The sequence below is a fragment of the Streptomyces sp. NPDC052020 genome (assembly GCF_040680575.1).
Classification (GTDB): domain Bacteria; phylum Actinomycetota; class Actinomycetes; order Streptomycetales; family Streptomycetaceae; genus Streptomyces.
In genome coordinates this window covers 1-26043 of record NZ_JBFAWY010000016.1, presented here as the reverse complement: position 1 = coordinate 26043, position 26043 = coordinate 1, and the positions used below count along the sequence as shown (strand labels likewise).

At 74.9% G+C, this 26043-nt stretch carries 23 protein-coding genes and 1 pseudogene; 12 read left to right on the top strand and 12 right to left on the bottom strand.

Going from position 1 to position 26043, the window contains the following annotated elements; genetic code table 11:
• Positions 1-24: 24 nt before the first annotated feature.
• Positions 25-300: a hypothetical protein gene (locus AB0L74_RS18505; RefSeq protein WP_365652802.1), complete on the bottom strand. Its 276-nt coding sequence runs from the start codon at positions 298-300 to the stop codon at positions 25-27.
• Positions 288-935, bottom strand: coding sequence for an HD domain-containing protein (locus tag AB0L74_RS18500; RefSeq protein ID WP_365652799.1), 648 nt, complete (start codon positions 933-935; stop codon positions 288-290). Before AB0L74_RS18500 ends, AB0L74_RS18505 begins: the two co-directional genes overlap by 13 nt.
• Positions 936-1324: 389 nt before the next feature.
• On the opposite strand from AB0L74_RS18500, the gene AB0L74_RS18495 reads away from it, so the two are divergent.
• A complete protein-coding gene (locus AB0L74_RS18495; protein ID WP_365652796.1) occupies positions 1325-1888 on the top strand; it encodes a hemerythrin domain-containing protein in 564 nt (187 codons plus the stop codon).
• A gap of 83 nt (positions 1889-1971) precedes the next feature.
• Here AB0L74_RS18495 and AB0L74_RS18490 read toward each other — a convergent pair whose 3' ends face one another.
• Positions 1972-2982: a glycosyltransferase family 9 protein gene (locus tag AB0L74_RS18490; RefSeq protein WP_365652792.1), complete on the bottom strand. Its 1011-nt coding sequence runs from the start codon at positions 2980-2982 to the stop codon at positions 1972-1974.
• Complete coding sequence (locus tag AB0L74_RS18485) at positions 2979-4040, bottom strand: NAD-dependent epimerase/dehydratase family protein (protein WP_365652789.1); 1062 nt, start codon at positions 4038-4040, stop codon at positions 2979-2981. Before AB0L74_RS18485 ends, AB0L74_RS18490 begins: the two co-directional genes overlap by 4 nt.
• A 551-nt stretch (positions 4041-4591) precedes the next feature.
• On the opposite strand from AB0L74_RS18485, the gene AB0L74_RS18480 reads away from it, so the two are divergent.
• Complete coding sequence (locus AB0L74_RS18480; protein WP_365653146.1) at positions 4592-5848, top strand: MFS transporter; 1257 nt, start codon at positions 4592-4594, stop codon at positions 5846-5848.
• Between the two features lie 375 nt (positions 5849-6223).
• On the opposite strand, the gene AB0L74_RS18475 is transcribed toward AB0L74_RS18480, so the two are convergent.
• Both AB0L74_RS18475 and AB0L74_RS18470 read right to left on the bottom strand, forming a co-directional pair.
• Positions 6224-6751, bottom strand: coding sequence for a hypothetical protein (locus AB0L74_RS18475; protein WP_365652787.1), 528 nt, complete (start codon positions 6749-6751; stop codon positions 6224-6226).
• Between the two features lie 169 nt (positions 6752-6920).
• The gene (locus tag AB0L74_RS18470; RefSeq protein WP_365652784.1) at positions 6921-7241 is read right to left on the bottom strand and encodes a hypothetical protein; all 321 of its coding nucleotides are present in this window, start codon (positions 7239-7241) and stop codon (positions 6921-6923) included.
• Between the two features lie 210 nt (positions 7242-7451).
• Between AB0L74_RS18470 and AB0L74_RS18465 the strand changes: the two genes are divergently transcribed.
• Positions 7452-8333, top strand: coding sequence for a fructosamine kinase family protein (locus AB0L74_RS18465; protein WP_365653143.1), 882 nt, complete (start codon positions 7452-7454; stop codon positions 8331-8333).
• Between the two features lie 4 nt (positions 8334-8337).
• On the opposite strand, the gene AB0L74_RS18460 is transcribed toward AB0L74_RS18465, so the two are convergent.
• Positions 8338-9996, bottom strand: a complete 1659-nt coding sequence (locus tag AB0L74_RS18460) for a catalase (RefSeq protein ID WP_365652781.1) — start codon at positions 9994-9996, stop codon at positions 8338-8340.
• 405 nt (positions 9997-10401) lie between these two features.
• On the opposite strand from AB0L74_RS18460, the gene AB0L74_RS18455 reads away from it, so the two are divergent.
• On the top strand, positions 10402-10731 hold the full coding sequence (locus tag AB0L74_RS18455; RefSeq protein WP_365652778.1) for a putative quinol monooxygenase: 330 nt from the start codon (positions 10402-10404) through the stop codon (positions 10729-10731).
• Positions 10732-10815: 84 nt separating this feature from the next.
• Here AB0L74_RS18455 and AB0L74_RS18450 read toward each other — a convergent pair whose 3' ends face one another.
• Complete coding sequence (locus AB0L74_RS18450; RefSeq protein WP_029387337.1) at positions 10816-11052, bottom strand: hypothetical protein; 237 nt, start codon at positions 11050-11052, stop codon at positions 10816-10818.
• Positions 11053-11294: 242 nt separating this feature from the next.
• On the opposite strand from AB0L74_RS18450, the gene AB0L74_RS18445 reads away from it, so the two are divergent.
• From AB0L74_RS18445 to AB0L74_RS18435, 3 genes are read left to right on the top strand one after another with little or no spacing between them, the layout of a single operon-like run.
• Positions 11295-11960 (top strand): TetR family transcriptional regulator, encoded by a 666-nt coding sequence (locus tag AB0L74_RS18445; RefSeq protein ID WP_365652773.1) that lies wholly within the window; start codon positions 11295-11297, stop codon positions 11958-11960.
• Positions 11961-11967: 7 nt separating this feature from the next.
• Positions 11968-12756, top strand: coding sequence for an SDR family NAD(P)-dependent oxidoreductase (locus tag AB0L74_RS18440; protein ID WP_365652770.1), 789 nt, complete (start codon positions 11968-11970; stop codon positions 12754-12756).
• Positions 12757-12799: 43 nt separating this feature from the next.
• Positions 12800-13840, top strand: coding sequence for an NAD(P)-dependent alcohol dehydrogenase (locus AB0L74_RS18435; RefSeq protein WP_365652766.1), 1041 nt, complete (start codon positions 12800-12802; stop codon positions 13838-13840).
• A 183-nt stretch (positions 13841-14023) separates the two neighbouring features.
• Here the strand turns inward: AB0L74_RS18435 and AB0L74_RS18430 are convergent, their stop codons facing one another.
• Positions 14024-15478, bottom strand: a complete 1455-nt coding sequence (locus tag AB0L74_RS18430; RefSeq protein ID WP_365653140.1) for a helix-turn-helix domain-containing protein — start codon at positions 15476-15478, stop codon at positions 14024-14026.
• A 210-nt stretch (positions 15479-15688) separates the two neighbouring features.
• Here AB0L74_RS18430 and AB0L74_RS18425 point away from each other — a divergent pair, with 210 nt between their 5' ends.
• Both AB0L74_RS18425 and AB0L74_RS18420 read left to right on the top strand, forming a co-directional pair.
• The gene (locus AB0L74_RS18425) at positions 15689-16309 is read left to right on the top strand and encodes an L-threonylcarbamoyladenylate synthase (protein WP_365652761.1); all 621 of its coding nucleotides are present in this window, start codon (positions 15689-15691) and stop codon (positions 16307-16309) included.
• Between the two features lie 214 nt (positions 16310-16523).
• Positions 16524-17279, top strand: coding sequence for a dienelactone hydrolase family protein (locus AB0L74_RS18420; protein WP_365652758.1), 756 nt, complete (start codon positions 16524-16526; stop codon positions 17277-17279).
• A gap of 117 nt (positions 17280-17396) precedes the next feature.
• Here AB0L74_RS18420 and AB0L74_RS18415 read toward each other — a convergent pair whose 3' ends face one another.
• The 3 genes from AB0L74_RS18415 to AB0L74_RS18405 all read right to left on the bottom strand — a co-directional run bounded on the left by AB0L74_RS18415 (position 17397) and on the right by AB0L74_RS18405 (position 22060).
• Positions 17397-18386, bottom strand: a complete 990-nt coding sequence (locus tag AB0L74_RS18415; RefSeq protein ID WP_365652755.1) for a TauD/TfdA family dioxygenase — start codon at positions 18384-18386, stop codon at positions 17397-17399.
• Positions 18387-18571: 185 nt separating this feature from the next.
• Positions 18572-20917: a SpoIIE family protein phosphatase gene (locus tag AB0L74_RS18410; protein ID WP_365652752.1), complete on the bottom strand. Its 2346-nt coding sequence runs from the start codon at positions 20915-20917 to the stop codon at positions 18572-18574.
• A 498-nt stretch (positions 20918-21415) separates the two neighbouring features.
• On the bottom strand, positions 21416-22060 hold the full coding sequence (locus AB0L74_RS18405; protein WP_365652749.1) for a TetR family transcriptional regulator: 645 nt from the start codon (positions 22058-22060) through the stop codon (positions 21416-21418).
• Between the two features lie 274 nt (positions 22061-22334).
• On the opposite strand from AB0L74_RS18405, the pseudogene AB0L74_RS18400 reads away from it, so the two are divergent.
• From AB0L74_RS18400 to AB0L74_RS18390, 3 genes and pseudogenes are all read left to right on the top strand, one after another.
• Positions 22335-23804 (top strand): annotated as a pseudogene (locus AB0L74_RS18400) (MFS transporter).
• A gap of 169 nt (positions 23805-23973) precedes the next feature.
• Positions 23974-24954, top strand: coding sequence for an ATP-dependent DNA ligase (locus AB0L74_RS18395; RefSeq protein ID WP_365652746.1), 981 nt, complete (start codon positions 23974-23976; stop codon positions 24952-24954).
• 147 nt (positions 24955-25101) lie between these two features.
• Complete coding sequence (locus AB0L74_RS18390; RefSeq protein ID WP_365652742.1) at positions 25102-25878, top strand: NPP1 family protein; 777 nt, start codon at positions 25102-25104, stop codon at positions 25876-25878.
• Positions 25879-26043: the final 165 nt, after the last annotated feature.

Sequence of the window (26043 nt, the reverse complement as noted above, 5' to 3'; positions counted from 1 at the left end):
ACGATATCCGGAGCTTATGTCTTGTCAATACGCAAAACTGGGGCGGTGATGCGTGTTCGCCGGGCATAAGCCGGGCGTGCGGGCGGGCCCCGGCCCGGCGTGGACGCCGATGGGCAGTCCGGAGGAGGTGCCGACCCCGGCCCCGGAGGCGGAGACGACCCGCACGTCGTGGTCGGCGCCGCGGTTGGCGGTGGTGAACACCTCGACGGGGCCGGTGACGTCGAGGAGCCGCACCCCGTCGGAGGCGACGACGGCGACGGGGTGCCCGGCCCGGCCCGCGGGCGGGGCTACTCCTTCCAAGGGGACTCCAGGATCGTGCGCACGAAGTCGCCGCGCCGGAAGCCGGGGTCGAAGTGCCGCAGGACGTCGGCCTTGACGTTGCCGAAGGTGGTGTCCGGCTTGCTGCGGACGCCGTCGTGGAAGGCCTCCAGGATGCGGTGCTTGAAGCCGGGCCGCGGGTGCAGGGCGACGATCTCGGCGCGCTCCGCGTCGGAGACCTCGCCGTAGCCGATGCCGAGCACGTCGTACTCCACCCCGGCCGTCACCAGGGCCACCTCCGGCTCCATGTGCTGGGGGATGCCGGGGGTGGTGTGCAGGGCGATCGCGGTCCACACCCGGCGCACGCTGTCCTCGGGGACGTCGTGCGACCGCAGGAACCGCCGTGCCTCGTCGGCGCTGTCCACCTCGAAGCGGCGCCCGCTGCCGTGGAAGCGCTCGTCGAGGCCGAGGTCGTGGAACAGGGCGCCGATGTACAGCAGCTCCGGGTCGAAGCTCAGGTCGCGGTTGCGGCCCTGGAGGCTGCCGAAGAAGTACACCCGCCGTGAATGGTGGTAGATCAGCTCGCTGGCGGTGTCGCGGACGAGTTCGGTCGCCTCGCGGGCGAGTCTCGTCCGCGGCACCGGCACGTTCGCCGCGCTGTCGCGTTCCCCGGCCATGTCGTGTCCGCCTTTCCTCGGGTCCGTCCCCCGGCCGGCTCCGCGTCCGGGCGGGGGTGCCGCCGTGCGCGGCGTCCATTCCAGCTTCGCGCCCGGATGCCCATGGCCGCCATGGCGATCCGGCCGCCCGTCCCACGGATGCCGACATCGCGGGATGCCGTGCGGCCCGGGCGTGCGGCGGCGTGCCGGAAGGAGTAGCCGGGAGGGCGGGTGGGGGCCGCGTGTGGTCGGGTGGGCCCAGGGCCGGTGCCCGCCCGGCGGCGTCCGCACGGCCGCCCGCCCGGGGCGACCCGGCCGCACCGGCGTTAGCCCGCTGACGACGCGGGGACCCGACGCTCGTGGCGGGCCGGACCCAGGCCCGCCACGACCCGGCTGGAGGTGAGGACAACATGGGACACGGCGGAAACGTCATCCAGGAGCTGACGACCGATCACCGTGAGGTCGAGGAGCTCTTCGGCAGGATCGAGGCGCTGCCGTCCGGTCACAAGGATCGCAAGCTGTACGCCGATCAGGCCACGATGGAGCTGGTACGGCACTCGGTGGCCGAGGAGGCGTATCTCTACCCGGCCGTCCGCCGGCACGTGGCCAACGGTGACGCCCTCGCGGACAAGGAGCTGGAGGACCACGCCAGGGCCGAGCAGATCATGAAGGACCTGGAGGGATGTGCGGCGGACGACGCCGAGTTCGACCGGCTGGTCGGCATGCTGATGAGCGAGATCCGGGAACACATCGCCGACGAGGAGGACAACCTCTTCCCCCGGCTGAGCGAGGCGTGTCCCGCGGACGCGCTGGACGAGCTGGGCGACAAGGTCCGCCAGGCGAAGAAGACGGCCCCGACCCGCCCGCACCCGTCCGCTCCCGACCAGCCCCCGATGAACAAGCTGCTGGCACCGGGCGCCGGGATGGTCGACCGGGTGCGGGACGCGCTGACGGGACGCGGCAAGCCCGACTGATGGCCGTCAGCGACCCGCGAGGGTTGAGGGGCCCGGCGCCGCGGCGCCGGGCCCCTCACCTGTCCCGTGTGCCGGAGGCGAGGTCAGACGCGCGTCCTGAGCAGGTCCCGTACGGCCCGCACCACATCACCGGGCGTCGGTTCCTTCCCCGGATGCCCGGGGCCGGTCGGCGCACCCGGGTGGGCCCGGTCGCCGAGCAGGACCGCGGGCACCCGGTACGGGCACCGGCCCTCCGCCGGGGCGGACAGGGCGGCGACCGGGGTGCCGACGGCGGCGGCGAGAAGGGCCGGTCCCGTGGCGGCGGTGACCACGGCGTCGGCGTTGCGCAGCACGCCCGCCAGGGTCCTCGGCGTGGTGCGGCCGCCGAGGTCGACGGCCGTGGCACCGCTGGCCCGGCGGGTCAGGGCGGTCTCGCCGGGACCGCCGGTGACGACCACCCGGTGCCCGGCGTCGGCGAGCCGGGCGACCGCTTCCGCGCAGTGCCCGGCGTCCCAGGCTCGGGAGGGGTTGGCGGCTCCCGGGTGGACGACGACGTAGGGGCCGTTGCCGGTGAGGGTGGCGGTGTCGGGCGCGGGCAGGACACGGAGCCGGCCGTCGTCGCCGGTCCGCAGGCCGAACCCCATGGCGGCGGCCGCGTCGAGCGCCGCCTCAGCCTCATGGCGGCCGGGCCGGCGGGGCCGGCGGACGTCGAGGAGGCCGTCGGCGCCGCCGCTGCCCTCGCCGGGGTCGTCGGTGCCGTCGACCGTGGCGCCGATACGGCCCACCCGGGCCGTGCGCAGCAGGCGCGCGGTGGGCAGCGGGCTGTACGGGCTCGGGGCGAGGACGAGAGCCACGTCGTAGGAATCCTTGCGCAGCCGCCGCACGAGGCTGTCGGTGCCGCCGGCGGCGCCGGGCGGTGCTCCGGTGCCGTCGTGATGCGTGCGCGCGTCCCACACCACGATGTCGTCGACATGGGGAAGCAAGCGGGCGGCGGGTGCCCCTTCCGGGTCGCACAGCACGGTCACGCGGGCGGCCCGGGTGGCCACGGCCCGGACGGCCGGGCCGGCCAGCAGGACGCCGCCGAAGCCGCCGGGGCGGGCGACGAGCGCCTTCACGCCCACCACTCCCCCCCGCCGCGCGCCACCGCCGCCGGCACCGGTTCCGTCCGCTCCCGGAAGGAGGCGACGGTGCGTGCCAGGCCCTCCCGCCAGCCGACCTTCGGCATCCAGCCGAAGATCTCGCGGGCGAAGCCGGTGATGGGGCAGGGCCGGCGGGGCGCGTCCGCGAAGACGCCGTCACAGGTCACGGGCGATCCGGAGCCGGCCAGGTCGACCACCCGGCGGGCGATCTCCAGTTCGGTCGCCGTCTCGTCGCCGCCGATGTCGACCGGCCGCACCGACCGGCCGGCGGCCACCAGCAGAACCCCGTCCACCATGTCGTCGACGTAGCACAGGGAGTGGGTGCGGCCGCCGTCGCCGGCGACGACGACGGGCTCCCCGGCCAGGGCCGACGCGATGAGGCGTCCGGGCACGCCGCCGTCGTCGGTGCGCATCCCCGGCCCGTACGCGGTGAACAGCCGGACGACTCCGGCGTCGCTGCCGTGATCGGCCGCGTGGGCGGCGACCAGGGCCTCGGCGAACCGGGTGGCCTCGGCGTGCACGCGGTGCGGGCCGACCGGGTCGGCGGGATCGGCGCCGGGTGCCACCAGACCGTGGGAACCCGTGCCGGCGGGGCCGGTGCCGTCGTACACCGGGGGCGCCGAGGCGAGCAGGAAGCGGGCACCGTCCCGGTCGGCGACGGCCAGCGCGGTGCGGGTCCCGACGCTGCCGGCGTCCAGCAGGTCCAGGGGCCGCTCGGGCCAGGCGTCCGGGCAGGCGGGGCCGGCCAGGTGCAGGACCAGGTCGTAGGGGCCGGTGAGGGTGTCGGCGCAGGCGGGGCCGGCCAGGTCGAGCAGGTCCCGTTCGAGGAAGCGGAAGCCGCGGCGGCCCGCGAGGTGGGCCACTCTCCCGGCCCGGCCGGTCGAGAGGTTGTCCAGGCAGTCGACTTCGACATCCGAATCGACGAGGCGGGTGCACAGCCGCGAGCCGAGGAAGCCCGCACCGCCGATGACCAGGGCCCGCTTCCAGGGCGCCCCGGCCGCGGTCTTCATGGGAAACGCCGCCGTCGGCATCATGAGGAAGACCTTCCTTCCGCTCGCGCGGCGCTGACGACGGCACCACGAGTGCCCCGCCGAGTCGCTTTCATACGCTGACGGCTACCGCGCCCGTCCGTGGTCACGGCCGGCCGCACCGGGCCCGGGCGGGGCGCCCGGAACCAGCGGGAGAGCCCCCGGCCCGCTGTGTCCGCCATCACCCGCGCCGTCCCGGGGCAGCGGGCCGCCCCGGTCTGTGATCAACCGCACTCACCGTGCGAAACGCCCTGCGTGCGGCGGATTTCGGCGCTCTGCCACAGCTCTGGGAAGCGGGCGCCGGCACCGACTCGCCGGGGCGTTCTGCCACCATGGTCGACGCCGTCTCCCGGCTTCCCGGAGCGGCCGCGCAGCGCAGCCGGCCCTCTCCGCTCCCCGTTCCCCCTTCCGCCCGGGTCCTCCGACCCGCCTTCGAGTAGCGCACTGTGTCTTCCTCCCCTCCCCCCGCCCTGCCCTCCCCCGCGCCCGCCGCCTCCGCCGCCGCGCCCGCCCCCGCCTCCTCGCACGCGCCGTGGCGGTCCCTGAGGTACCGCAGCATGCGCTGGTGGTCCTTCGCGAACTTCGTGTCGAACGCCGGCACCTGGATGCAGCTCACGGTCCAGAACCTGCTGGTCCTCCAGATCACCGGGTCGGCCGCCGCGACGGGGCTGTCGATGTCCGTCCAGGCCGCGCCCGCGCTGCTCATCAGCGTGTTCGGCGGCGCGGCCGTCGACCGCTGGCCGCGCAGGCTGACCGCCGCCGTCAGCCAGGCGCTGCTGGGCGCCGTCGCCTTCACGACGGCCGTCCTGGTCGCCCTGGACCGGCTCGACATGACCTCGCTGATGGCGCTGGCCGCCGTCACGGGCGTCATCGCCACCGTGGACGGTCCGGCATGCGCCCTGCTGGGCAACGACCTCGTCCCGAAGGAGGACCTGCCGTCCGCCATCGGCGTGGGCGCACTCGTCCACCAGGCGGGTCGGCTCGCGGGCGCCGCGCTGGCGGGCGTGGCCGTCGGTCTGCTCGGCACGGCCGCGGCCTATGCGGCGAACGGGCTGTCGTTCCTCTTCGTGGCCGCGGTCATCCCCTTCCTGCGTCCCGCGCACGGGGCCGTCCCGGACGCGGGGAGCGGCGGGTCGCGGGCCGTGGGCCGCCCGGCGGCGTCCGGCATGACCGTGCGCCAGGGCCTGGCGTTCTTCGCCCGCCGGCCCCGGCTGCTGGCGCTCGCCGGTGTCACCGGTGTCAGCGCCGTCTTCGGGCGCAACTACGCGCTCACCCTCGCCGTGCTCGTGACCGGGCCGCTCGCCGGCGGCGCCGGTGCCTTCGGCACGGTCTCCACCGTCCTCGCCGTGGGCGGCATCCTCGGCGCGGTCCTGGCGGCGCGGCTGCGCCGGCCGTCCGTGCGGCTGGTGGGCGCGCTGGCCGCCGCGGGCGGGTTGCTCCAGGTGGTGGCGGGACTGTCGCCGTCGCTGGCGGTGCTGCTCGCGCTGGTGCTGCCGATGGCCGTGGTGGAGTCCGTCTCGGACACCGCCGGCAGGGCGGTCTTGCAGACCGATCCCCCCGCCCACCTGCAGGGACGGGTGCTCGGCGTATGGGGGAGCATCGGCACGGTGTGGAGCCTCGGCGGGCCGCCGGCGCTCGGCCTGCTGATGGAACTGGCGGGGGCGCGCGGCGCCCTGGTCACCGGCGGCCTGCTCATCGCCTGCGCCATCGGCACCGGCCACCTCCTCCACCAGCGCCGGGGCACGGCCCCTGTGGTGGTACGGGCGGAAGAGGGCGGCCTGCCGGAGAGGGCGACGCTGGGGACGGCGGCCTGAGACCGGGCGTCGGCCGCGCGCAGGGGTGCGGTGGCCGCGCCCGCAGAGGCCCGGCGGCACAGCGGGCCGGGTGGCGCGGCGGGCCAGCAGGCCGGGGTGGCGCGGCGGGCGTGGACCGCTGCCGCGCCGGCCTGCTGTGCCGCGGGGCCGCGGACGCCGTACGACGCCTCCCGGGTGCCGGGTTCCGGGAGGCGTACGGCATCGAGGCATCGCCCGGCGCCCGGGAGGCGTCCTACGGCGTCGGGGCATCTCCCCCATGCCCGGCGCCCCCACCGCGCCGGAGCGCCGGCCGGTCAGATCCGTGCCGCCCCTCGCACACACGCGGCGCGGGGCGCAGGGCGCGCGGGGCGCGGGCCCTGCGGCGAGGGCCGGCCCTCAGGCCACCAGGGGCCGCTGCGGCCTCAGCCGGGCCAGGAGCTGGCCCCGGTGCAGGTCGGCCACGGGAGCGAGAAGGTCGGGATGGCGCAGCAGGGCCGCGGCGCGGTGGTCGTGGTCGTCGGGCGCGACCAGGCGCCGGAACTCGGCCGGGCCGCCCGTGGCGCGACCGTCCTCGGCGAGCGCGGCCACGGCCAGGGCGGCCAGGTCCGGGTCGGTGAGCAGGCAGGCGGCCCAGCTCGCCACGACCTCGTCGACCCAGGTGCGCCACGCGGCGGCGTCCGGGTCGCCGGTCCCGGCGCCGTCGCCGCCCGTGATCCAGTCGAGCCGGCCGGAACCGCCCGGGCCCGCGACGCCCATCAGCGCGGCGTCCAGCGCCGTCGGATAACGCAGCCAGGCGGCGACGGTCACCGCCTGTCGTGCCTGCACCTCGCACAGGGCGGTCGCCAGGGCGCCGCCGGGCGCGGGGTAGGCGCGGGTCAGCCACTGGGCGGTGGCCGCGATGACCGGGGAGAGATCTGCTTGCACTGCCGGGCCGTCCGAACTGCTCTTCGATGGGACACGGGACTGCACAGCACGGTAGCCCCCGGCTCGGGGCCTCCGACATGGCCCGGATCTCCTTCTCCGCGTGGCTTCGGCCACATGCGCCGCCCGGCCCGCCGTCCGCATCACCTCACTCGGCCGCCGCGGCTCCGGTTCACCAGAATCCGGTGAAGGCCGGCTGGCGGGTGGCGTCGGCGGCGTCCCGCAGGCTCAGGGCCACGCTGATGACGGCCCGCAGCGCCGAGGGACGCACGCTCTGGGCGCTCTCGGCGGCCAGCACCAGCAGGGTGATGGCCGCCTGTTCGACGATGGCGACGGAGAGCGCGTAGTCGCTGCTCTCGGCCTGGCGGAAGGCGCGCCAGGGCGCCGCGGCCCCGTCGATGGCCCGCTCCACCGCCTGCTCCAGGTGGTGTGCTGCCTGATCGCAGAGAGAGGCGGGCAGGATGATGGTCCGGTGGAACGATGAGCTGGTCATGGTCCCAGTGCTCCCCGGTCTGCTCCCGCCCGACCGGCGCCGGAAGGCTTTTTCACCGGGTCGAGGCGTTTTTCACCGGGTCGCCGGACGCGGGCGCTCCCCGACGCCGGCCCGTTCCCTCGCCCGGCCCGGCGGGATGCGGCCCGGCCGTGTCCGGAAGGGCTGTGCCGCCGGGCGGGGCCCGGCCCTACGCTGGTCGCCGTGCGGCGCGTGACTTTCCCTGCGGCAGGGGCGGACGGTGAGGATCCGGGGGCGGTCGCGGCCCGGCTCACGGGGCGGGCGGCGACCGGTGAGCGGCGGCTGTCCGCCGCGCTCGCCGAGGTCACGCTCGACGGCGGGCAGGTGGTGATGGTCAAGCGCGGCGACGGGGACGGTGCCGCGCGGGCCGAGGCGGCCGGGCTGCGCTGGCTGGCCGGGGCGGGCAGCGTCCCGGTCCCGGCGGTGCGCGGCGACGACGGCCGCTGGCTGGTGACGGACCGGGTGCGGCGGGGCCGGCCCGGTGCCGGGGCGGCGCTCGGGTTCGGCCGGGACCTGGCCGCCCTGCACGCCGCCGGGGCGCCCGCGTTCGGTGCGGCGCCGCCCGGCGGGCCCGAGCACGCGTACATCGGGCTCGCCCCGATGCGCAACGCCCGCGGCACGGACTGGCCGCGCTGGTACGCCGAGCACCGGGTGCTGCCGTATCTGCGGCGCGCGGTCGACGACGGGACCGTCCGTCCCGCCGAGGCGGACGTCGTGGAGCGGGTGTGCGAGCGGCTGCCCGAGCTGGCGGGGCCGCCGGAGCCGCCCGCCCGGCTCCACGGGGACCTGTGGAACGGCAATGTGCTGTGGGGCGCGGACGGGCGGGTGTGGCTGATCGACCCGGCCGCCCACGGCGGCCACCGGGAGACCGATCTGGCGATGCTGCGCCTGTTCGGCTGCCCGTATCTGGAGGAGATCCTGGAGGGCTACCAGCAGGTGGCGCCGCTCGCCGCGGGCTGGGCGGAACGCGTCGGCGTGCACCAGCTCTTCCCGTTGCTGGTGCACGCCGTGCTGTTCGGGCGGGGTTACGCCGAGCAGGCCCTCGCGGTGGCCCGCTCGGCGCTGGGCCGGTGACCGTTCAGCGGGTCACCACGTGCCGCTCGTCGGGGACGCAGTGGGTCATGGTGAGGCCCTCCACGTCGCGCGGCGGGTTCTTGCCGAGGTTGGACAGCCGCTTGCGGTCGTCGTCGGTCAGGTCCTGGCTGGCCAGGGGTTCGAGATGGGCCACGTCCTCGGGGCTGATGCCGAGGCCCTCGCCGACGCGCAGTCCGAGGTCGTTCTCGACCAGCAGGAAGTGCCACACCATGCGCTCCTGGATGGGCCGGGGACACTGGGAGAGCATGGTGACGAAGTTCTTCACCAGGTCGTCCCGCTCCCACTCCTCCATCAGCAGATAGCGCTGCCCGGCCTGCATGTAGTCGTTGGTCCTCGGGATGCGCTTGCGGGTGAGCCGGCCCCGGATCTCGGGACCCTGCTCGTCATGGGTGGGGTACTGGGCCTCCCGCAGGCCGCCGGTGATCGACGGCTCGTAGTTGACGGCCGGGTTCTCGCCCGCCCCGTCCACGTGGTACGTCATGAAACCGTCGCGCTGGTTGGTGCGCACCTGCGCGTTCTTGGCCTGGTTGACGGGCAGCTGGAGGTAGTTCGGGCCGACCCGGTAGCGCTGGGTGTCGCTGTAGGAGAAGGTCCGGCCGACGAGCATCTTGTCGTCGGAGAAGTCCAGGCCGTCGACGAGGACGCCGGTGCCGAAGGAGATCTGCTCGTTCTCCGCGAAGAAGTTCTCCGGCATCCGGTTCAGCACCATCCGGCCGACCGGCTTGGGCGGGAAGTCCTGCTCCGGCCAGGTCTTTGTGTCGTCGAGCGGGTCGAAGTCGAGCTCCGGGTGGTCGTGGTCGTCCATCATCTGGACGAGCAGCTCCCACTCGGGATAGTCGCCCCGCGCGACCGCCTCGTACAGGTCCTTGGTGGCGTGGCCGAGGCCGTCGGCCTGCACCTGGGCGGCGTCCTCCTGGGTCATGCTGCGGACGCCCTGCTTGGGCATCCAGTGGTACTTGACCAGCTTGGTCTCGCCCTCGGCGTTGACCCACTTGTAGGTGTTGACGCCGAAGCCCTGCATATGGCGGTAGTCCGCGGGGATGCCGCGCGGGCTGAACAGGTTGACCAGCATGTGCATCGACTCCGGCGTCTGCGACATGAAGTCGAAGATGCGCCGGGGCTGCTGCTCGAAGGTCACCGGGTCGGGCTTCAGGGCGTGGATGACGTCCGGGAACTTGATGGCGTCCCGGATGAAGAAGACGCCCAGGTTGTTGCCGACCAGGTCCCAGTTGCCGTCCTCGGTGTAGAACTTCACCGCGAAGCCGCGGGGGTCGCGGGCGGCCTCGGAGGAGTCGCGTCCGCCGATGACGGTGGAGAAGCGGACGGCGAGGTCGGTGCGCTTGCCGCGCTCCTGGAACAGCTTGGCCCGCGTGTAGCGGCTGATCGGCTCGTCGCCCCAGCTTCCGTACGCCTCGAAGAAGCCGTAAGCGGTCACGCCGCGGGCGTGCACGACGCGCTCCGGGATGCGTTCACGGTCGAAGTGGCTGATCTTCTCCAGGAACTGGTAGTTCTCCAGCGTGGCGGGGCCCCGGGCACCCACCGTGCGCTGGTTCTGGTTGTCGTAGACCGGATGTCCCTGCCGGTTGGTGAGCACCTTGCGGTCGTCGCCGGGAGCAGGACCCTGGCTCGATACGTCCGTCATGGTTCGTCGGCTCCTTCGACTCGTGGGTTCCGTCAGGCGAGGTCCTGGCTTCGGGCAGCCCTCGGCTGCCGGCGGTGGAGCGTTCCGGGTACCCGGCTCAGGGCATCACTCACCTGCCGGCGGTCCCGATGCCGTCCCGCGTCAAGCCTCCGGCCGGAGAGCGGTCCGCGCCAGCCGGGGGCGGCGGGCGTGGTGTCTCCCGTCGCGGGGGAGCGTGAGAACGGCGCCGGTGCGCGGCCCGGCGCCCCGGGGCCGAGGAGCGGGAACCCCGCTCGCCGGGGGCGAGCGGGGCGCCCGGGTGCCGCCCCTCCCCGTGGGTGCGCGCGGGGACGGACGGGGACGGGCCCCGTGGGTGCGCGCGGGCCACGACTGGCCGCCCCCCGTCGCGGGGCGCATGGTGGAGGCATGATTTTCATCGCCGTCCGTTTCACCGTCCGCCCGGAGTTCGCCGACACGTGGATGTCCGTGGTGGGGCCCTTCACCGAGGCCACCCGTGCCGAACCCGGCAACCTCTTCTTCGACTGGTCGCGCGATGTCGACGACCCCCGCAGGTTCACGCTGCTGGAAGCGTTCGCGGACGACGCCGCGGGCGAGGCCCATGTGCGGTCGGACCACTTCCGGGCGGGGCTGGAGGCCATGGCCGGCGCGATCGCCGAGACACCGCAGATCATCAACGTCAATGTGCCCGACCAGCACGGGTGGGGCCGCATGGCCGAGCTGTCACCCCGCGGGTGACACCCGGGGCGCACCCGTCCGTTCACAGGCGAAGGCCCGGACACCGGTACGTCACGGTGTCCGGGCCTTGCGGTGAGCCGTGGGTCAGCCGCCGTTCAGCCGCGCGCGCAGAAGCTGCTTGCCCAGTTCGGCGCCCTTGCGGCTGTCCGCCTGGGCCTTGCGGAACAGCTCCGCGACCTCGGTGTCCTTGGTCCGTTCCGCGTCCTGGATGTAGGTCTCCAGGCGCAGCGCGTTGCTCAGGCACGACTCGACGTACCAGATCAGGTTGTAGTCCTTGTCCTGCGTTCCGGTCACGCCGCCGGTCTCCGCGCCACTGGTCATGCGGGCCTCCTTTTCACCGTTCTCGTTCTCGCCGTACCGATCGCCGTGTCCGCCCGGGCTCCCGGACCACCGGGCCGGCCGGGGCGGACTCACCGGCGCGGGCCGGGTACCCCTCCTTCACCGGTGCACACAGCCCCGGTGGCGGACGGCGGACGGCCGCGTCCGGGCGGGGCGACGACCCCCTTAATGTCTCACTGGGCCACATGTCCCATCGGGACATCTCCGGGTGTAGGCTCGGAGGCATGACGGCAGCGAAGCCCTCGACCGCTCCGGAGGACCGGCGGCAGCGCAAGGCGCGGCAGACCCGCGAGGCACTGGCCGCGGCGGCCTGCGAGCTGATCCTCGACCGCGGCCTGGCCGCGACCACGGTGGAGGCCATCGCCGAGCGGGCGGACGTCACCCGGCGCACCTTCAGCCGGCACTTCGCCGGGAAGGAGGACGCCGCCCTCGACTTCGTCCGCCGCGACGGCGACCGGATCAACGAGCTGCTGCGGGCCCGCCCCGCCGGTGAGCCGCCCCTGGCGGCCTACCGCGGAGCCGTACGCGACTGGCTGGCCGACCGGGACTTCCCGGCCTGGCACACACGGCCGCGGATGCGCCGGCTGCTGGCCCTCGTCGACAGCGAGCCCGCCCTGTTCGCCGCCTACCAGCGTATCCGGGTCGACGCCCAGGAGGAGTCGATCCGCATCGTCGCCGGCCGTCTCGGCACCGACCCCGACCGGGACGTCCGTCCCGCCGCCGTCGTGGACGCCGCCGCCGGCGTCCTCGTCGCCGCGCTGCGCCTGTGGGCCCGTGGCGTCGACCGGAACCCGGGAGCCGCAGACCTCGCCGCCCTCGTGGAGCGGGCCTACGACGCCCTGAACTCGGCGGCCGCGGCCGCGGCCGCCGAAACCGCCGCGAAAGTGTGAGAGCACCATGAGCACCACCCCCACCCACTCCCTCCCCGACCCCCGCTCCGAGTTCTCCGGACGGACCGCGCTGGTCACCGGCGCCGCGTCGGGCATCGGCCTGGCCACCGCCCGCCGACTGGCCGACGGCGGCGCCGACGTGGTGATCGCCGACTACAACGCCGAAGGCGCCGAGAAGGCCGCCGCCGAGCTTCGGGCACGGGGCGCCCGCGCCGCCGCGGTCGACGTGGACGTCACCCGCGCGGAATCCGTCGAGGCGGCCGTGCGCTTCGCCGTCGGCACCTTCGGCGGTCTGCACCTGGCCGTGAACAACGCGGGCATCGGCGGCCCGAGCGCCCCGACGGGCGAGTACGACGTCGAGTCCTACGACCGGGTCATCCGCACCAACCTCGACGGCGTCTTCTACTCGATGCGCTACGAACTGCCGGCCGTGCAGGCCACGGGCAAGGGCGGCGCCATCGTCAACGTCGCCTCCATCCTCGGGTCCGTCGCCTTCGCCGGCTCCCCCGCCTACGTCGCCGCCAAGCACGGCGTGGTCGGTCTGACGAAGTCGGCCGCCGCCGAGTACGCCGCCAAGGGCATCCGGATCAACGCGGTCGGCCCCGGCTTCATCGACACTCCGCTGTTGCGGGCCATGGACCGGGACGCCTACGACGGCCTGGTGGCCCGGCACCCGGCCGGCCGCCTCGGGCGTCCCGAGGAGGTCGCCGAGATCATCGCCTTCCTGCTGTCGGACCGGGCCTCGTTCGTCCACGGCAGCTACCACCTGGTCGACGGCGCGTACACCGCCGTCTGATCCCCGGCCGTGCACCAGGGGGGCGAAACGAAGGAGTTCGACCATGAAGGCTTTGCAGTACCGCACCATCGGCGCCCCGCCCGAGGTGGTCGGCGTTCCCGACCCCGAGCCCGGCCCCGGCCAGGTGCTGCTGAAGGTCACCGCGGCCGGGGTGTGCCACTCCGACATAGCCGTGATGAGCTGGCCGGCCGAGGGCTTCCCGTACGCGCTTCCGCTCACCCTCGGCCACGAGGGCGTCGGCACGGTCGCCGCTTTGGGCGCCGGCGTGACCGGCCTGCGGGAGGGCGACGCGGTCGCCGTGTACGGGCCGTGGGGCTGCGGCACCTGCGCCAAGTGCGCGGAGGGCAAGGAGAACTACTGCCTGCGCGCCGAGAAGCTGGGCATCCACCCGCCGGGTCTGGGCCGGCCCGGATCGATGGCCGAGTACCTGCTCGTGGACGACGCCCGGCACCTCGTCCCGCTGGACGGGCTGGACCCGGTCGCCGCCGTCCCCCTGACCGACGCGGGGCTGACGCCGTACCACGCGATCAAGCAGTCCCTGCCCAAGCTGGGACCGGGGTCGACCGCGGTCGTCATCGGCACCGGCGGCCTCGGCCACGTCGCCATCCAGCTGCTGCGCGCCCTGACGCCCGCCCGGGTCGTCGCCCTGGACGTCAGCGAGGAGAAGCTGCGCCTGGCCCGCGAGGTCGGCGCCCACGAGGCGGTTTTGTCGGACGCTCAGGCGGCCGGCGCCGTACGGGAGATCACCGGCGGCCTCGGCGCCGAGGCGGTGTTCGACTTCGTGGGTGTGGAGCCCACCGTGCAGACCGCGGGCGCGGTCGCGGCCGTCGAGGCGGATGTGACGCTGGTCGGCATCGGCGGCGCGGCCCTCCCGGTCGGCTTCGGCCTGCTGCCGTTCGAGGTGTCGGTCAAGGCACCGTACTGGGGCACCCGCGCGGAACTCATCGAGGTGCTGGCCCTGGCCCGGTCCGGTGTGCTGTCGGTGCACACCGAGACGTTCTCCCTCGACGACGCGCCGCTCGCCTACGAGCGCCTCCACGCCGGCGCGGTCAGCGGCCGCGCGGTCATCCTCCCCCACGGCTGACCGGCGGTACGGGCGCAAGGGCGCGCGGGAAGGTGGCGGCGGGGCCTGGCCCCGCCGCCCGCCCGCCGCCCAAGGGGCGCGACCGGTCCCCCGTGCCGGTCGTGCCCCCGCGGTTCGTCGAACCTACGTCTGGCGGTCCGCCGTTGTGAAGCGCTCCGGTGCCCGCTGCCGGCGCGGCGGGACTCACGTGTGCACAGGTGAGTCCGGAGTGCCCCGGTCCGTCCCCCCGACCGGGGGCGGATCCAGCTCCCCGGCCGCCAGGTGGGCGAGCACGACCTCGTACAGGTCGCTGCCGCCGGCGAGCAGACGGCGTTCGAGAACCGGCTCGGCGCCGCGGATGTGTTCGCGCACGGTCTGGGCGTGGACGCCCAGCGTCCGCGCGGCCCGTTCGGCGTGTGCCCCGGTCGCGATCCAGGTGCGCAGCGTACGGCGCAGGTCGCGGGCGTCTTCGTCCAGACGCCCCAGCAGGTCGTGGGCCCAGGCGCGCAGCGCGGGCCCGGCCAGCAGGTCGGTCAGCCCGGCCGGGGCCGGTCCCGCGCCGCCGGCGAGGTGCTCTCCGTGTCCGGCCCGGGAGTTCAGGGCGAGGTGGACGGCGGCGCGGACGGTCAGGTCGGCGAAGTCGGTGCGCAGCAGGGTCTCGACGCGGTCCATGCGGGCGCGGACGGTGTTGCGGCTGACCCCGAGGATCTTGGCCGCGCTGACGGCGGTGAACTCCAGGCCGAGGCGGGTGGTGGCGAGGAGTTCGGCGCGGATGTGGTGCGGCAGCGGATCGAGAGGACGCAGCAGGCCGGCCGTCCAGCCGCGCAGCACCGCCGGGTCCATCAGGCGCTCGGGGTGGGTGCGTTCGGCGTAGACGGCCGCCCTGCCGGGGCGGAAGCGGGCGACGGCGAGGGCGCTGACGGCCTGCCCGTAGGCGGTGGCGGTCCGGGCCAGGCTCTGCCGGGCGCTGCCGCCGAGGTAGGTGCCCGGGCGCCGGCCCACCAGCGGCGGCAGCGCCCGGCCCGCGGCCTCACGGGGCGTCAGGACGATGACGTGGCCGTCCACGGCCGGGCACCGCACGACCAGGGCCTGCTCCCCCGTCGCCTCCTGGCACTCCTCGGCGAGCCGGTCGCGCTGCTCGGGGCCGCTCTCGATCACGTAGACGTGTGCGGTGTCGGTGTCCAGCAGACCCGGCCACAGCCCCGCGGCCACCCGGCGGGCGGAGACGGTGTCCTCCACCATCAGCAGTTGCAGGATCGCCAGGCGCAGATCGGCGGCGGCCCGCCGCAGCCGCTGCCCGGCGGTCGCCGACGCGTGGACGGCCAGCAGGAGTTCGAGCACCTGGGCGGTATGCGTGACGATGTCGGCGGCGGTCCGGTCGAAGGGGGCGGCACGGGTCACGGCGAGGACGGCGGGCGGTTCCGGATGGGGGCGGTCCACCCGGACCAGCCGCAGGTGCCGGCCCCGGTCCTCGCAGGCGGCGGACGCGATGCGGCCGGCCGCGACCTCCTCGGCCAGGGCGTCGTCCAGCCGGGTGCGGGTGCCGGCCAGCAGACCGCCGTCGCGGTCCTGGAGGGAGACCGACGCCTCCAGGGTGCCGGCGAGCCAGGCGGCGAGCCTGCCGATGTCGCGTCCGGCCGGCCGCAAGTGCTCCAGCAGCTCGGCCGTCCATGCCCGGTCCGCGCCGGTCGTCTCCCCGCCCGCGCGTGCCCCGTCCGCTCGGCCCGCCACGTCGGCCCTGTCCCTTCGTCATGTTTCGGCCACCGGTCGGCGACGTTACCCCATGGCCGCGCCGGGCGGGCGACGCCGCCGGGGCGCTTGTCACCCGGCCTGCGCCACGCCCGGGGGCGGGCGGCTTAAGCTCGGCGGATGGCGAAGTACTACGACGTGCACCCCGACAACCCCCAGCCGCGCAGCATCGCCCAGGTCGCCGACGGCGTCCGTTCGGGCGCGCTCATCGCGTATCCGACGGACTCCTGCTATGCGCTCGGCTGCCGCCTGGGCAGCCGCGACGGCGTCGACCGCATCCGGGCCATCCGTCAACTGGACGACCGGCACCATTTCACGCTGGTGTGCCAGGACTTCGCCCAGCTCGGCCAGTTCGTGCGGATCGACAACGACGTGTTCCGGGCGATCAAGGCGTCGACGCCCGGGAGTTACACCTTCATCCTGCCGGCGACGCGGGAGGTCCCGCGCATGCTCCAGCACCCGAAGAAGAAGACCGTCGGGGTGCGCATCCCCGATCACGTGGTGGCCCAGGCGCTGCTCGCCGAGCTCGGGGAGCCGCTGCTGTCCAGCACGCTGCTGCTGCCCGGCGAGGAGGAGCCGCTGACGCAGGGCTGGGAGATCAAGGACCGGCTCGACCACGTGCTGGACGCGGTGGTCGACTCGGGGGACTGCGGCACCGAGCCGACGACGGTGGTCGACTTCTCGGGCGGGGCGGCCGAGGTCGTACGGCGGGGCGCGGGCGACCCGACGCGGTTCGAGTGAGCGGACGTGCACGCGGACGTGCACGGGAACCTTCACGGGAACTTCACGGGGAACCTTCACGGGCAAAGGAAATCTCAACGGCAGGTCAGCGGTACTGCAACCGGCGGGGGGCCGACGGCGGCGGCCGGGCCGGGGGTGTCACGATGGCCTCGGATCCGCCCCGCAGGCCCCCGGCGGATCCCTCGCCTCCCCCGTACAGAAAGGCCGGTGCGCCATGACCGCCGTACAGGGCACCGACGTCGGCATCCCCACCGAGGACGGAACGGCCGACGCCTACCTGGCGCACCCCGGTGACGGGAAGGCACATCCCGCGGTGCTGTTCTACATGGACGCTTTCGGACTGCGCCCGCAGCTGAGGTCCATGGCCGACCGGCTGGCCGGCGCGGGATACACCGTCCTGGTGCCGAACGTGTTCTACCGGCACGGACGCGCGCCGGTCGTGGAGCTGCCCGAGTTCATCGACGCGGCCGCGCGCCCGGGCCTCTTCGCCCGGCTGGGCCCGCTCATCCGGGAGCTCACGCCCGAGGTGTCGACGCGGGATGCGGGAGCCTGTCTGCGCTGGCTGGCGGAGTGCCCGGTGGCGGCCGACGGTCCGGTGGCGGTGACCGGCTACTGCATGGGCGCCCGGCTGGCGCTGTTCACCGCCGGCACCTATCCGTCCCGGGTGGCCGCGGCGGCCGGCTTCCACGGCGGGCGGCTGGCGACCGAGGCGCCGGACAGCCCGCACCTGGTGGCCGAACACATCACCGCCGAGGTGTACTTCGGCCACGCCGACGAGGACCCGTCGCTGCCGCCGGAGCAGATCGCGCGCCTGGGGGAGGCCCTCACCGCGGCGGGCGTCCGGCACCGCTGCGAGGTCTACGCCGGAGCGCCCCACGGCTACACGCAGGCCGACACCGCGGAGTACGACGAGAAGGCGGCCGAGCGGCACTGGGACGCCCTGCTCGATCTGCTGAAGCGCGCCTTCTGAGCGGCCCGGGCGGAACACGTGCTCGGGGCGGGGCGAGCGGCGGCGCTGCCGCGACCGTCTCGGGGCCGTCCCCGGGGCGGTCGCCGCCGGCCGCGCGCGGGACGGCGGCGCGGCCGGTCACCAGCGCCCGGGTGCACTGCCGCACAGCGGCTCGGACGGGCGGCCGTCGACGCCCGCCGGTACGTCGCCGGCGAGCATCACCCGGTGCATGATCCGGGGATGGTCGAGGTGCGCGGTGTCGCCGGGGGCGAGGTGGATGGTGGCCCGATTGTCCCAGAAGGCGACGCTGCCCGGCTCCCAGCGGAAGCGGACCGTGTAGTCGGGCCGGGTCGCCTGTTCCAGCAGCATGTCCAGGACGGCCCGGCTCTCGGCCCGGGTGAGGCCGGCGATCTGTTCGACGTAGTAGCCGTTGACGAACAGGATCCGCTCCCCCGTCTCCGGGTGGACGCGTACGAGCGGGTGCAGGGTGGCGATCTGGTGGTCGAGCAGGTGCCGGACGTAGGCGTCGTCGCCCGGCCGCGGCTGGTAGCCCACCCCCAGGCGGTGCTCGGCCCGCAGTCCGTCGGCGAACGCGCGCACCGGCGCGGACAGCCCGGCGTACGCCGCGGCCAGGTTGGACCAGGTGGTGTCACCCCCGTAGGGCGGGACCGTCTCGGCGCGCAGGATGGTCGCGGCCGGCGGATCGACGCGGGCGCCGTGGTCGCAGTGCCAGCCGCGCAGCAGCGTGTGGCGCCGGCGCCGCAGCCATTCCTCGTGCTCCATCCCGAACCGCCCGCCCAGCTCCAGCCGGTCGGCGGTGGTCTCGACCTCGGGGACGCCGGCCGGCGATGCCTTCCCGCGCCGCCGGAGCACCACCGGCTCCCCGAACCGGCGGGCGAACGCCACGTGTGCGGCGTGGTCCAGCCGCTGTCCCCGGAAGAACACCACCTTCCAGCGCAGCACCGCCGCCCTGATCGCGGCGACCCGCGCGTCGTCGAGATCACCGGCAAGGTCCACTCCGGTGATCTCGGCACCGATGTGCCCGGCGACCGGTCTCACCTCGATCCCGGCCGCCCGCTCCCGCGCCGCCTCGGGCGTCCGCCCCGTCGTCACCCTGTCCGTCGTCATACGCGCTCCGATGGTCGTCCGGCCGACCGTGTCGGCTCCCTCGACGAGCGTGACAGCGTTCGCCGCGCGTGGCGACAGGGCCTCGCCGGCCGCGGCACGGCCCCTGTCCTTGGTCCGCGGTCGGTCCCTCGTACCCGGACGGGGTCCGGTCGGGGGTCTCGTCGTCGTGTCCGCGTGGCGGCGTTTCAGGTGTCCGGCAGCGCCTGTTCCGCCCAGATGGTCTTGCCGCCGCCGGTCTGGCGGCTGCCCCAGCGCTGGGTGAGCTGGGCGACCAGCAGCAGCCCCCGGCCGCCCTCGTCGTAGGCGTGGGCGCGGCGCAGGTGCGGTGAGGTGGAGCTGCCGTCGGAGACCTCGCAGATGAGGGAGCGGTCGCGGATCAGCCGCAGCCGGATGGGCGGCTCGCCGTAGCGGATGGCGTTGGTGACGAGTTCGCTGACGACGAGTTCGGTGACGAAGGCGGTCTCCTCCAGGCCCCAGTCCGCCAGTTGGTCCATGGCGGCCTGGCGGGTGGCGGCCACCTGCCCGGGCTCCGGCAGCACGTCCCAGGTGGCGACCCGGTCGTGGCCCAGCGCCCGGGTGCAGGCCAGCAGCAGGGCCACGTCGTCGCTGGGTTCCTCCGGCATCACGGTCTTCAGCACGGTGTCGCACCGGGCGTCGAGGGAGGCGGCGGGCGCGGCCAGCGCCCGGCACAGCTCGGCGAGGGCGTGGTCGACATCCCGGCCCCGGTCGTCGACGAGGCCGTCGGTGTAGAGGGCGACGACGGAACCCTCGGGCAGCTCCAGTCCGGTCGCCTCGAACGGCAGTCCGCCGACGCCGAGCGGCGGCCCGGTGGCCAGGGGGACCAGTCGCGCGGTGCCGTCGGGGAGGACGACGGCGGGCGGGGGATGGCCCGCGCTCGCCAGGTCGAGCCGGCGCGAGACCGGGTCGTACACGGCGTACAGGCAGGTGGCGCCCAGCTCGGCGATCTCCTCCCCCTCCTCGCCCGCGGCCGCGAGGTGGGTGACCAGGTCGTCGAGGTGGGTGAGGAGTTCGTCCGGGGGCAGGTCGACGTCGGCGAGCGTGCGCACGGCGGTGCACAGCCTCCCCATGGTCGCCGTCGAGGGGATGCCGTGGCCGACGACGTCGCCGACGACGAGGGCGACCCGGCAGCCGGACAACGGGATCACGTCGAACCAGTCGCCGCCGATACCGGCCGCCGACCCGGAGGGCAGATAGCGGTGGGCGACCTCGACGGCGGCCTGGCCGGGCAGCCCCCGGGGCAGCAGGCTGTGCTGGAGGGCCAGCGCGGTGCCGCGTTCGCGGGCGAAGCGGCGGGCGTTGTCGACGCAGACCGCGGCCCGGCTGGCGAGTTCCTCGGCGAGGACGACGTCCTGCGGGCCGTACGGGTCCAGGGGGGCGGCGCGGACCATCACGGCGACGCCCATCGTGGTGCCGCGGGCGCGCAGCGGCACCGCCAGCGTGGAGCGGACGCTCTCGCGGTAGCGGCGGTTGCGCGGGGCCTGCGCGTTGCGGACGCGCATCCACCGGTCGAAGTCGGGATCGCCGGGGCCGGTCAGCACCGCCCTGCCCTCTCTGAGCGCCCGGGCCGGCGCGGAGTACGGGGGGTAGACGTCGGTGTCGCCCAGGTGCACGGACGGTGTGGGGTAGCCCTCGGCGGCGGTCCCGTGGGCCACCCGGCGCAGTTCGATGTCCTCGGCCGGCACCGCGAGCGGTTCGTCCGCGCCCAGCACCCAGTCGAGCAGGTCGACGGTGGCGAAGTCGGCGAACCGCGGGATGAGGAGCCCGACCAGCTCCTCGGCGGTGCGGACGACGTCCAGGGTGGTGCCGATGGCGGAGGCGGCCTCGTTGAGCACGGCCAGGCGCTGCCGGGCCCAGTGCTGGTCGGAGCTGTCGAACGCCGCCAGGCCGGTCCCGACCAGCTCGCCCGAGGAGTCCCGCACCGGCCACATCTCGATGTTCCACGCGTGGTCGCGGGTTTCGGCGGGCCCCCGGGTGAAGGTCTCGAAGTGGATGGGCTCACCCGTCTCGACGACCCTGCGCAGGTGTTCGAGGAAGGCGCGGCTGTACTCGTTGTCGTCGGCGGCCTCCAGGAAGTACCGGCCGGTCAGGGCCTCCTCCGGCAGGCCCACCACCTGGCATGACCGCTTGTTGAGGCGCAGGTAGCGCTGGCGCGTGTCGAAGACCGACATCGACAGCGACGACTGCTGGAAGGCCTGCTCCACCCAGCCGGGCCCGTCCTCGCCGGGCCGGCCGGAGACGGTGATCACATATCCGCCGGGGGTGCCGTCCGCGCCCAGCACCGGGCACGCCGCGAGCGGCAGGGCGACGGTCGAGCCGTCGCGGTGGCGCAGTACGGCGGTGCCCGAGAGGCGGGACACGGCGCCGGACGGCGGGTCCTCGGCGAGCAGCTCCCGGGCGGTCCGGCCCACGGCCTCCTCGGCCGGATATCCGGTCAGGCGCCGGGCGCCCTCGCTCCACCCCGTCACGACACCGTGGGCATCGATGATCGCCGCAGCGGAGGCTTGCTCCATGTCGTCCAGGATCATCCCTACCGGAGCCGGGCACAACCGCGGCCGGGCCTGCCCCGGCGGGCGCGGCGGGGGTGCCGCCGCCCGCCGCGCGAGGCGTGACGATCACCGGGTGACCGTGAGACGCGACGTTCCTCTCACGCTGATGTCCCTCGCGCACGCCCGCGTCGACGTCGCACGCCGTGGCGCCGTACACGGCCCGCCGCCACCGTCCGCGCTCACCCCCGGCCGTCCCGGCGCTCCCCGCGCAGCAGCCACGCCGGGTAGACGCCGCCCGCCACACCGGTCACCACGCCGACCGGCAGCGGGGCCGAGCCGTGACGCGCTGGGCGGCCAGGTCGGCGGCGGTCGCCAGGAGGGCACCCATCCGTCCGGCGGACGGCAGGCCGGGCCCAGCCGCCCGCGTCACCCGGCGGGCCAGCTGCGGTGCGGCCGCGGACACGGTGACCCGGATCCGCCTCGCCCGCTGAGGCCGCGGCGGGGTGCCGGCACCCCGGCCCGTCACCCTCGGGTGACGGGCGCCGTCCACATGGCGACGATCGCGTCGACCAGTCCGTCGGCGGCATCCCGCCAGCTGGCGCGAGCGGTGGGCCGGTTCTCGGCGAGGGCGCGCTCCCGCTCCCCCGCCGTGTGCACGATCAGGTGGCGGGCCATCTCCCCCCGCTCCGCGCGGACCTCGGACGGAAGGTCGGGCAGGCACGGGTACAGGCGGTCGAGGATGTACCTGAGCGACGGAGAGGCGAAGGACTCCTCGGCCATGATCTGACGCAGGGCCGGATCGGTCGTGACCTGGGCGCAGAACCGCGCGTACCAGGTGGGGCTGCCCAGGGCCGCGAGGTGGTCGTAGAGCGGCCGTACCAGGCAGCCCACCCAGTCGCGTACGTCCGTGGAGGCGCCGGTGGCGGCCAGCAGCCCGGCGCGGATGTCCTCGACGCGCTCGGCGTGCCGGCGGGCGATCGCGCGGACCAGGTCGGCCTTGGTGCCGAAGTGGTAGCCGACGGCGGCGTTGTTGCCCTGCCCGGCGGCCTCGCTGACCTGGCGGTTGGACACCGCGTACACGCCGCGTTCGGCGAAGAGCCGCTCGGCCGTGGTCAGGATCAGCTCCCGGGTCGCACTGGCCTGTTCCACCCGTACCGCCCTGGCCATCCTGATCACCACCGCACCGGGACTTCGGCTTCCCTTCGCCCGCCCGGCGGCCCGTCCCATCAGCCGCCGCGGGCGCCGCCCGGGGCGGCTCCTTCCGGCTAGGGAAGCCTACGCAACGAACGCCGCGGCCCTCCGGTCCGCCCCGGCCCCGGGGGCTCCGGGCCCCGAGGGCTCCAGCGGGGATCCCGGGACGGCTCCCTGTCCAGAGTAAGTCAGTCGACTGCTTTAATTGCGGCCGGTCCTCTTTCCGTACCACGCCCCTGGAGGCATGTCCATGTCCGACGTACCCGCCCAGTCCGCCGGCGCCCCGCCGCGGCCCAACCTGATCGTGGCGGTGCTGGCCCTGGCCGGGATCGTCGTCTCGCTGATGCAGACGCTGGTCATCCCGATCGTCCCGCAGCTGCCCGGCTACCTCGACGCCCCGGCGTCGGACACCGCGTGGGCGGTCACCGCCACCCTGCTGGCCGCCGCGGTGGCCACCCCGGTCGTCGGCCGGCTCGGCGACATGGCGGGCAAGCGCCGTATGCTGCTGGTCTCCGTCGTGCTGCTGGTGGCCGGTTCGGTGATCTGCGCCGTGAGCGAGTCCCTGGTCCCGATGATCGTGGGCCGGGCCGTGCAGGGCCTGTCCGCGGCCGTGGTGCCGCTCGGCATCAGCATCATGCGCGACGAACTGCCCGCCGACCGGCTGGCCGGCGCCACCGCCCTGATGAGCGCCTCTCTCGGCGTGGGCGGCGCCCTCGGCCTGCCCGCCGCCGCGCTCATCGCGGACCACTTCGACTGGCACGTGCTGTTCTGGACCTCCGCCGCCCTGGGCGCCGCCGCCCTGCTGCTGATCCTGCTCGTCGTGCCCGAGTCCCAGGTCCGCACCGGGGGCCGCTTCGACCTGGTCGGCGGCGTGGGCATGGCCGCCGGGCTGGTCTGCCTGCTCCTTGCCATCTCCAAGGGCGCCGACTGGGGCTAGGGCAGCGGCACCACCCTCGGCCTGTTCGCCGCGGCCGTCGTCGTCCTGCCGGCGTGGGGCCGGTGGGAGCTGCGCACCGAGCAGCCGCTGGTGGACCTGCGCACCACGGCCCGCCGTCAGGTGCTGTTCACCAACCTCGCCTCCATCGCGGTCGGCTTCTCCATGTTCGCGTTGTCCCTGGTCCTGCCGCAGCTGCTTCAGCTGCCCGAGGCGACCGGCTACGGGCTGGGCCAGTCCATGCTCGCCGCCGGTCTGGTCATGGCGCCGTCCGGCCTGGTGATGATGGCGTTCGCCCCCGTCTCCGCCGCCGTCTCGCGGAGCAAGGGCCCGAAGACGACCCTGATGATCGGCGCGCTGATCGTCGCGGCCGGCTACGGGCTGAACATCGTGCTGATGTCCGAGGTCTGGCACCTGGTGCTGGTCTCCTGCGTCATCGGCGCCGGCATCGGCTTCACCTACGGCTCCATGCCCGCCCTGATCATGGGTGCCGTACCGGCGAGCGAGACGGCCGCCGCGAACAGCCTCAACACCCTCATGCGCTCCATCGGAACGTCGGTCGCCAGCGCGATCGCCGGGGTGATCCTGGCCCAGATGACCACGGACCTCGGCGGCCACCCGCTGCCTTCGCGAGGCGGCTTCAAGACCGTTCTGGCCATCGGCGCCGGCGCCGCCCTGCTGGCCCTCGCCGTCGCCGCCTTCATCCCGCGCCGGCGGCCCGCCGCCACCGCCGCCACGCCCGCGGCCGAGGGCACGCCGGCCGACGCGTCCTCCGCGGTGGGCTGAACCGGAACCCGGTCCCCTGCGGGCGGGTCCGGCCCGGACCCGCCCGTGCCTCCCGCCACCGCCGACGGCTGTCCCGGTCCCCCGCCGTCCGGAGGCCGGCCGGCGCCGTTCAGGGGAAACCGCCGCACCACGCGCGTGGCGGCGCCCGGGACCGTCGACACCTCACCCCGTGGACCTGCCGCTGATCCCCCCGATGCTCGCCACGCCCGGTTCCCTGCCGCCCGCCGCGCAGGACGCGCGCTGGGCCTACGAGACCAAGCAGGACGGCCAGCGCGTGGTGGTCTACCTGCCCGGCGACGGGAGCGTGCTGCTGCGTGCCCGCTCCGGCCAGGACATCACGCCCGCCTACCCGGAACTGTCCCCGCTGGCCGCCGCGCTCGGCACCACACCCGCCGTACTGGACGGGGAGGTCCTCGCGCTGGACGCGCGGGGCCGCGCGAGCTTCCAGCTGCTCCAGTCCCGGATGGGGCTGGCCCACGCCCCCGGCCGGGCGGCCCGGCGGGCGGCGACGGTCCCCGTGCATCTCGTGCTGTTCGACGTGATGCACCTGGCCGGGCGCTCCCTCCTCGCGCTCCCCTATACGCGCCGACGCGAGGAGCTGGAGGGGCTGGAGCTGGACGGGCCCTCCTGGTCGACGCCCGCCGCGCTGGTCGGACACGGCGCGCGGGCCCTGCGCGCCACCCGCGAGCACGGGCTGGAGGGCCTGGTGTGCAAGCGGCTGGACTCCGTGTACGAGCCCGGAGTGCGCTCCCGCGCGTGGATCAAGATCCGCAACATGAACAGCGAGGACGTGGTTGTCGGTGGCTGGCTGCCCGGCAAGGGACGGCTCTCGGGCCTGCCGGGCGCCGTGCTGGTCGGCCAGCGAGCCGGGGAGCGGCTGCGTTACGTCGGCGGGGTGGGCACCGGCTGGAGCGAGACCGAACGGTCGGAGCTGGCCGCGCTGCTGCACGCCGCCGCGACGGACGTGTGCCCCTTCGCCCCCGTCCCACGGGTGCCGGGGGCACGCTGGGTGGTGCCCCGGCTGGTCGGCGAGGTCCGCTACAGCACCCGCACCCGGGAGGGGATGCTGCGCCAGCCGTCCTGGCTGCGGCTGCGTCCCGACCTGACGCCGGAGGAGTCGGCGGCCGACCTCCCCGACGACCTGATGTGACGTGGCGTCGGGCAGCCACCGAGTATTGATCTTTCCTTCACCACGGGGACGCCTGTGGCCTCTTGGCCCCGCGGCGAAGATCCGGAAAGCTTAACTCCTCTTGTTCGCGCGGCAGTTGGGCCGCGCCCGGACCAGGAGGAGGACATCGTGCCGTCGAGCAGCCCCACAACCCGCCGCAGGAGAGGGCTCACCGTCCTGGCGGGTGCCGTCGCCCTCGTCATCGCCTTCCCCGCCACCGCCTTCGCCGCTCCGCCCCCGCCGCTGCCCGCCAACGCCGACGCGGCGGAGCGCGCGTACCAGCCCGCCTACGACTACGACACCGACGGCTGCTACCCCGCCCCCGCCATCGGCCCGGACGGCACGGTCAACGAGGGCCTGAAGCCCACCGGCGCCCTCAACGGCGACTGCCGCGACGCCGCCGACCTGGACCGCGCCAACGGCTACTCCCGCTCCGCGTGCCACAACGGCTGGTGCGCCTACATGTACGACCTGTACTTCGAGAAGGACCAGGCGCTGCCCGGCAGCGCGATCGGCGGCCACCGGCACGACTGGGAGCACGTCGTGGTGTGGGTGCGCGACGGCACCGTGGAGTACGTCTCGACCTCCAACCACGGCTCGTTCACCGTGCACGCGAGGTCCGCGGTCCGCTTCGACGGCACCCACCCGAAGATCGTCTACCACAAGGACGGCATCGGCACGCACTGCTTCCGCCTGGCCGGCACGGGTGACGAGCCGCCGGAGAACCACGAGGGCACCTGGCAGTACCCGGCCCTGGTCGGCTGGAACGGCTACCCCGCCGGCGTGCGCGACAAGCTGACCGCCTACGACTTCGGCAGCGCCTCCTTCGGCCTGAAGGACGGCAGTTTCGCGTCCCACCTGGCCGCGGCCAAGCCCGCGGGCATCCCGTTCGACCCCTACGCCTGAGGTACGCGCCGCCCGGCGGCGTTCCGGTCCGGCGGCCGGACCTCCGCCGCCCCGTGCCGATGCCGGGAAGCCGGGTCCGGCCGCAGACGCGCTCGGCCCGCCGTCGCCCGCGCGGCCTCGACGAAGGCCCGCCCGTCCTTGAGGTCCTCCAGGTGCATCGCGACG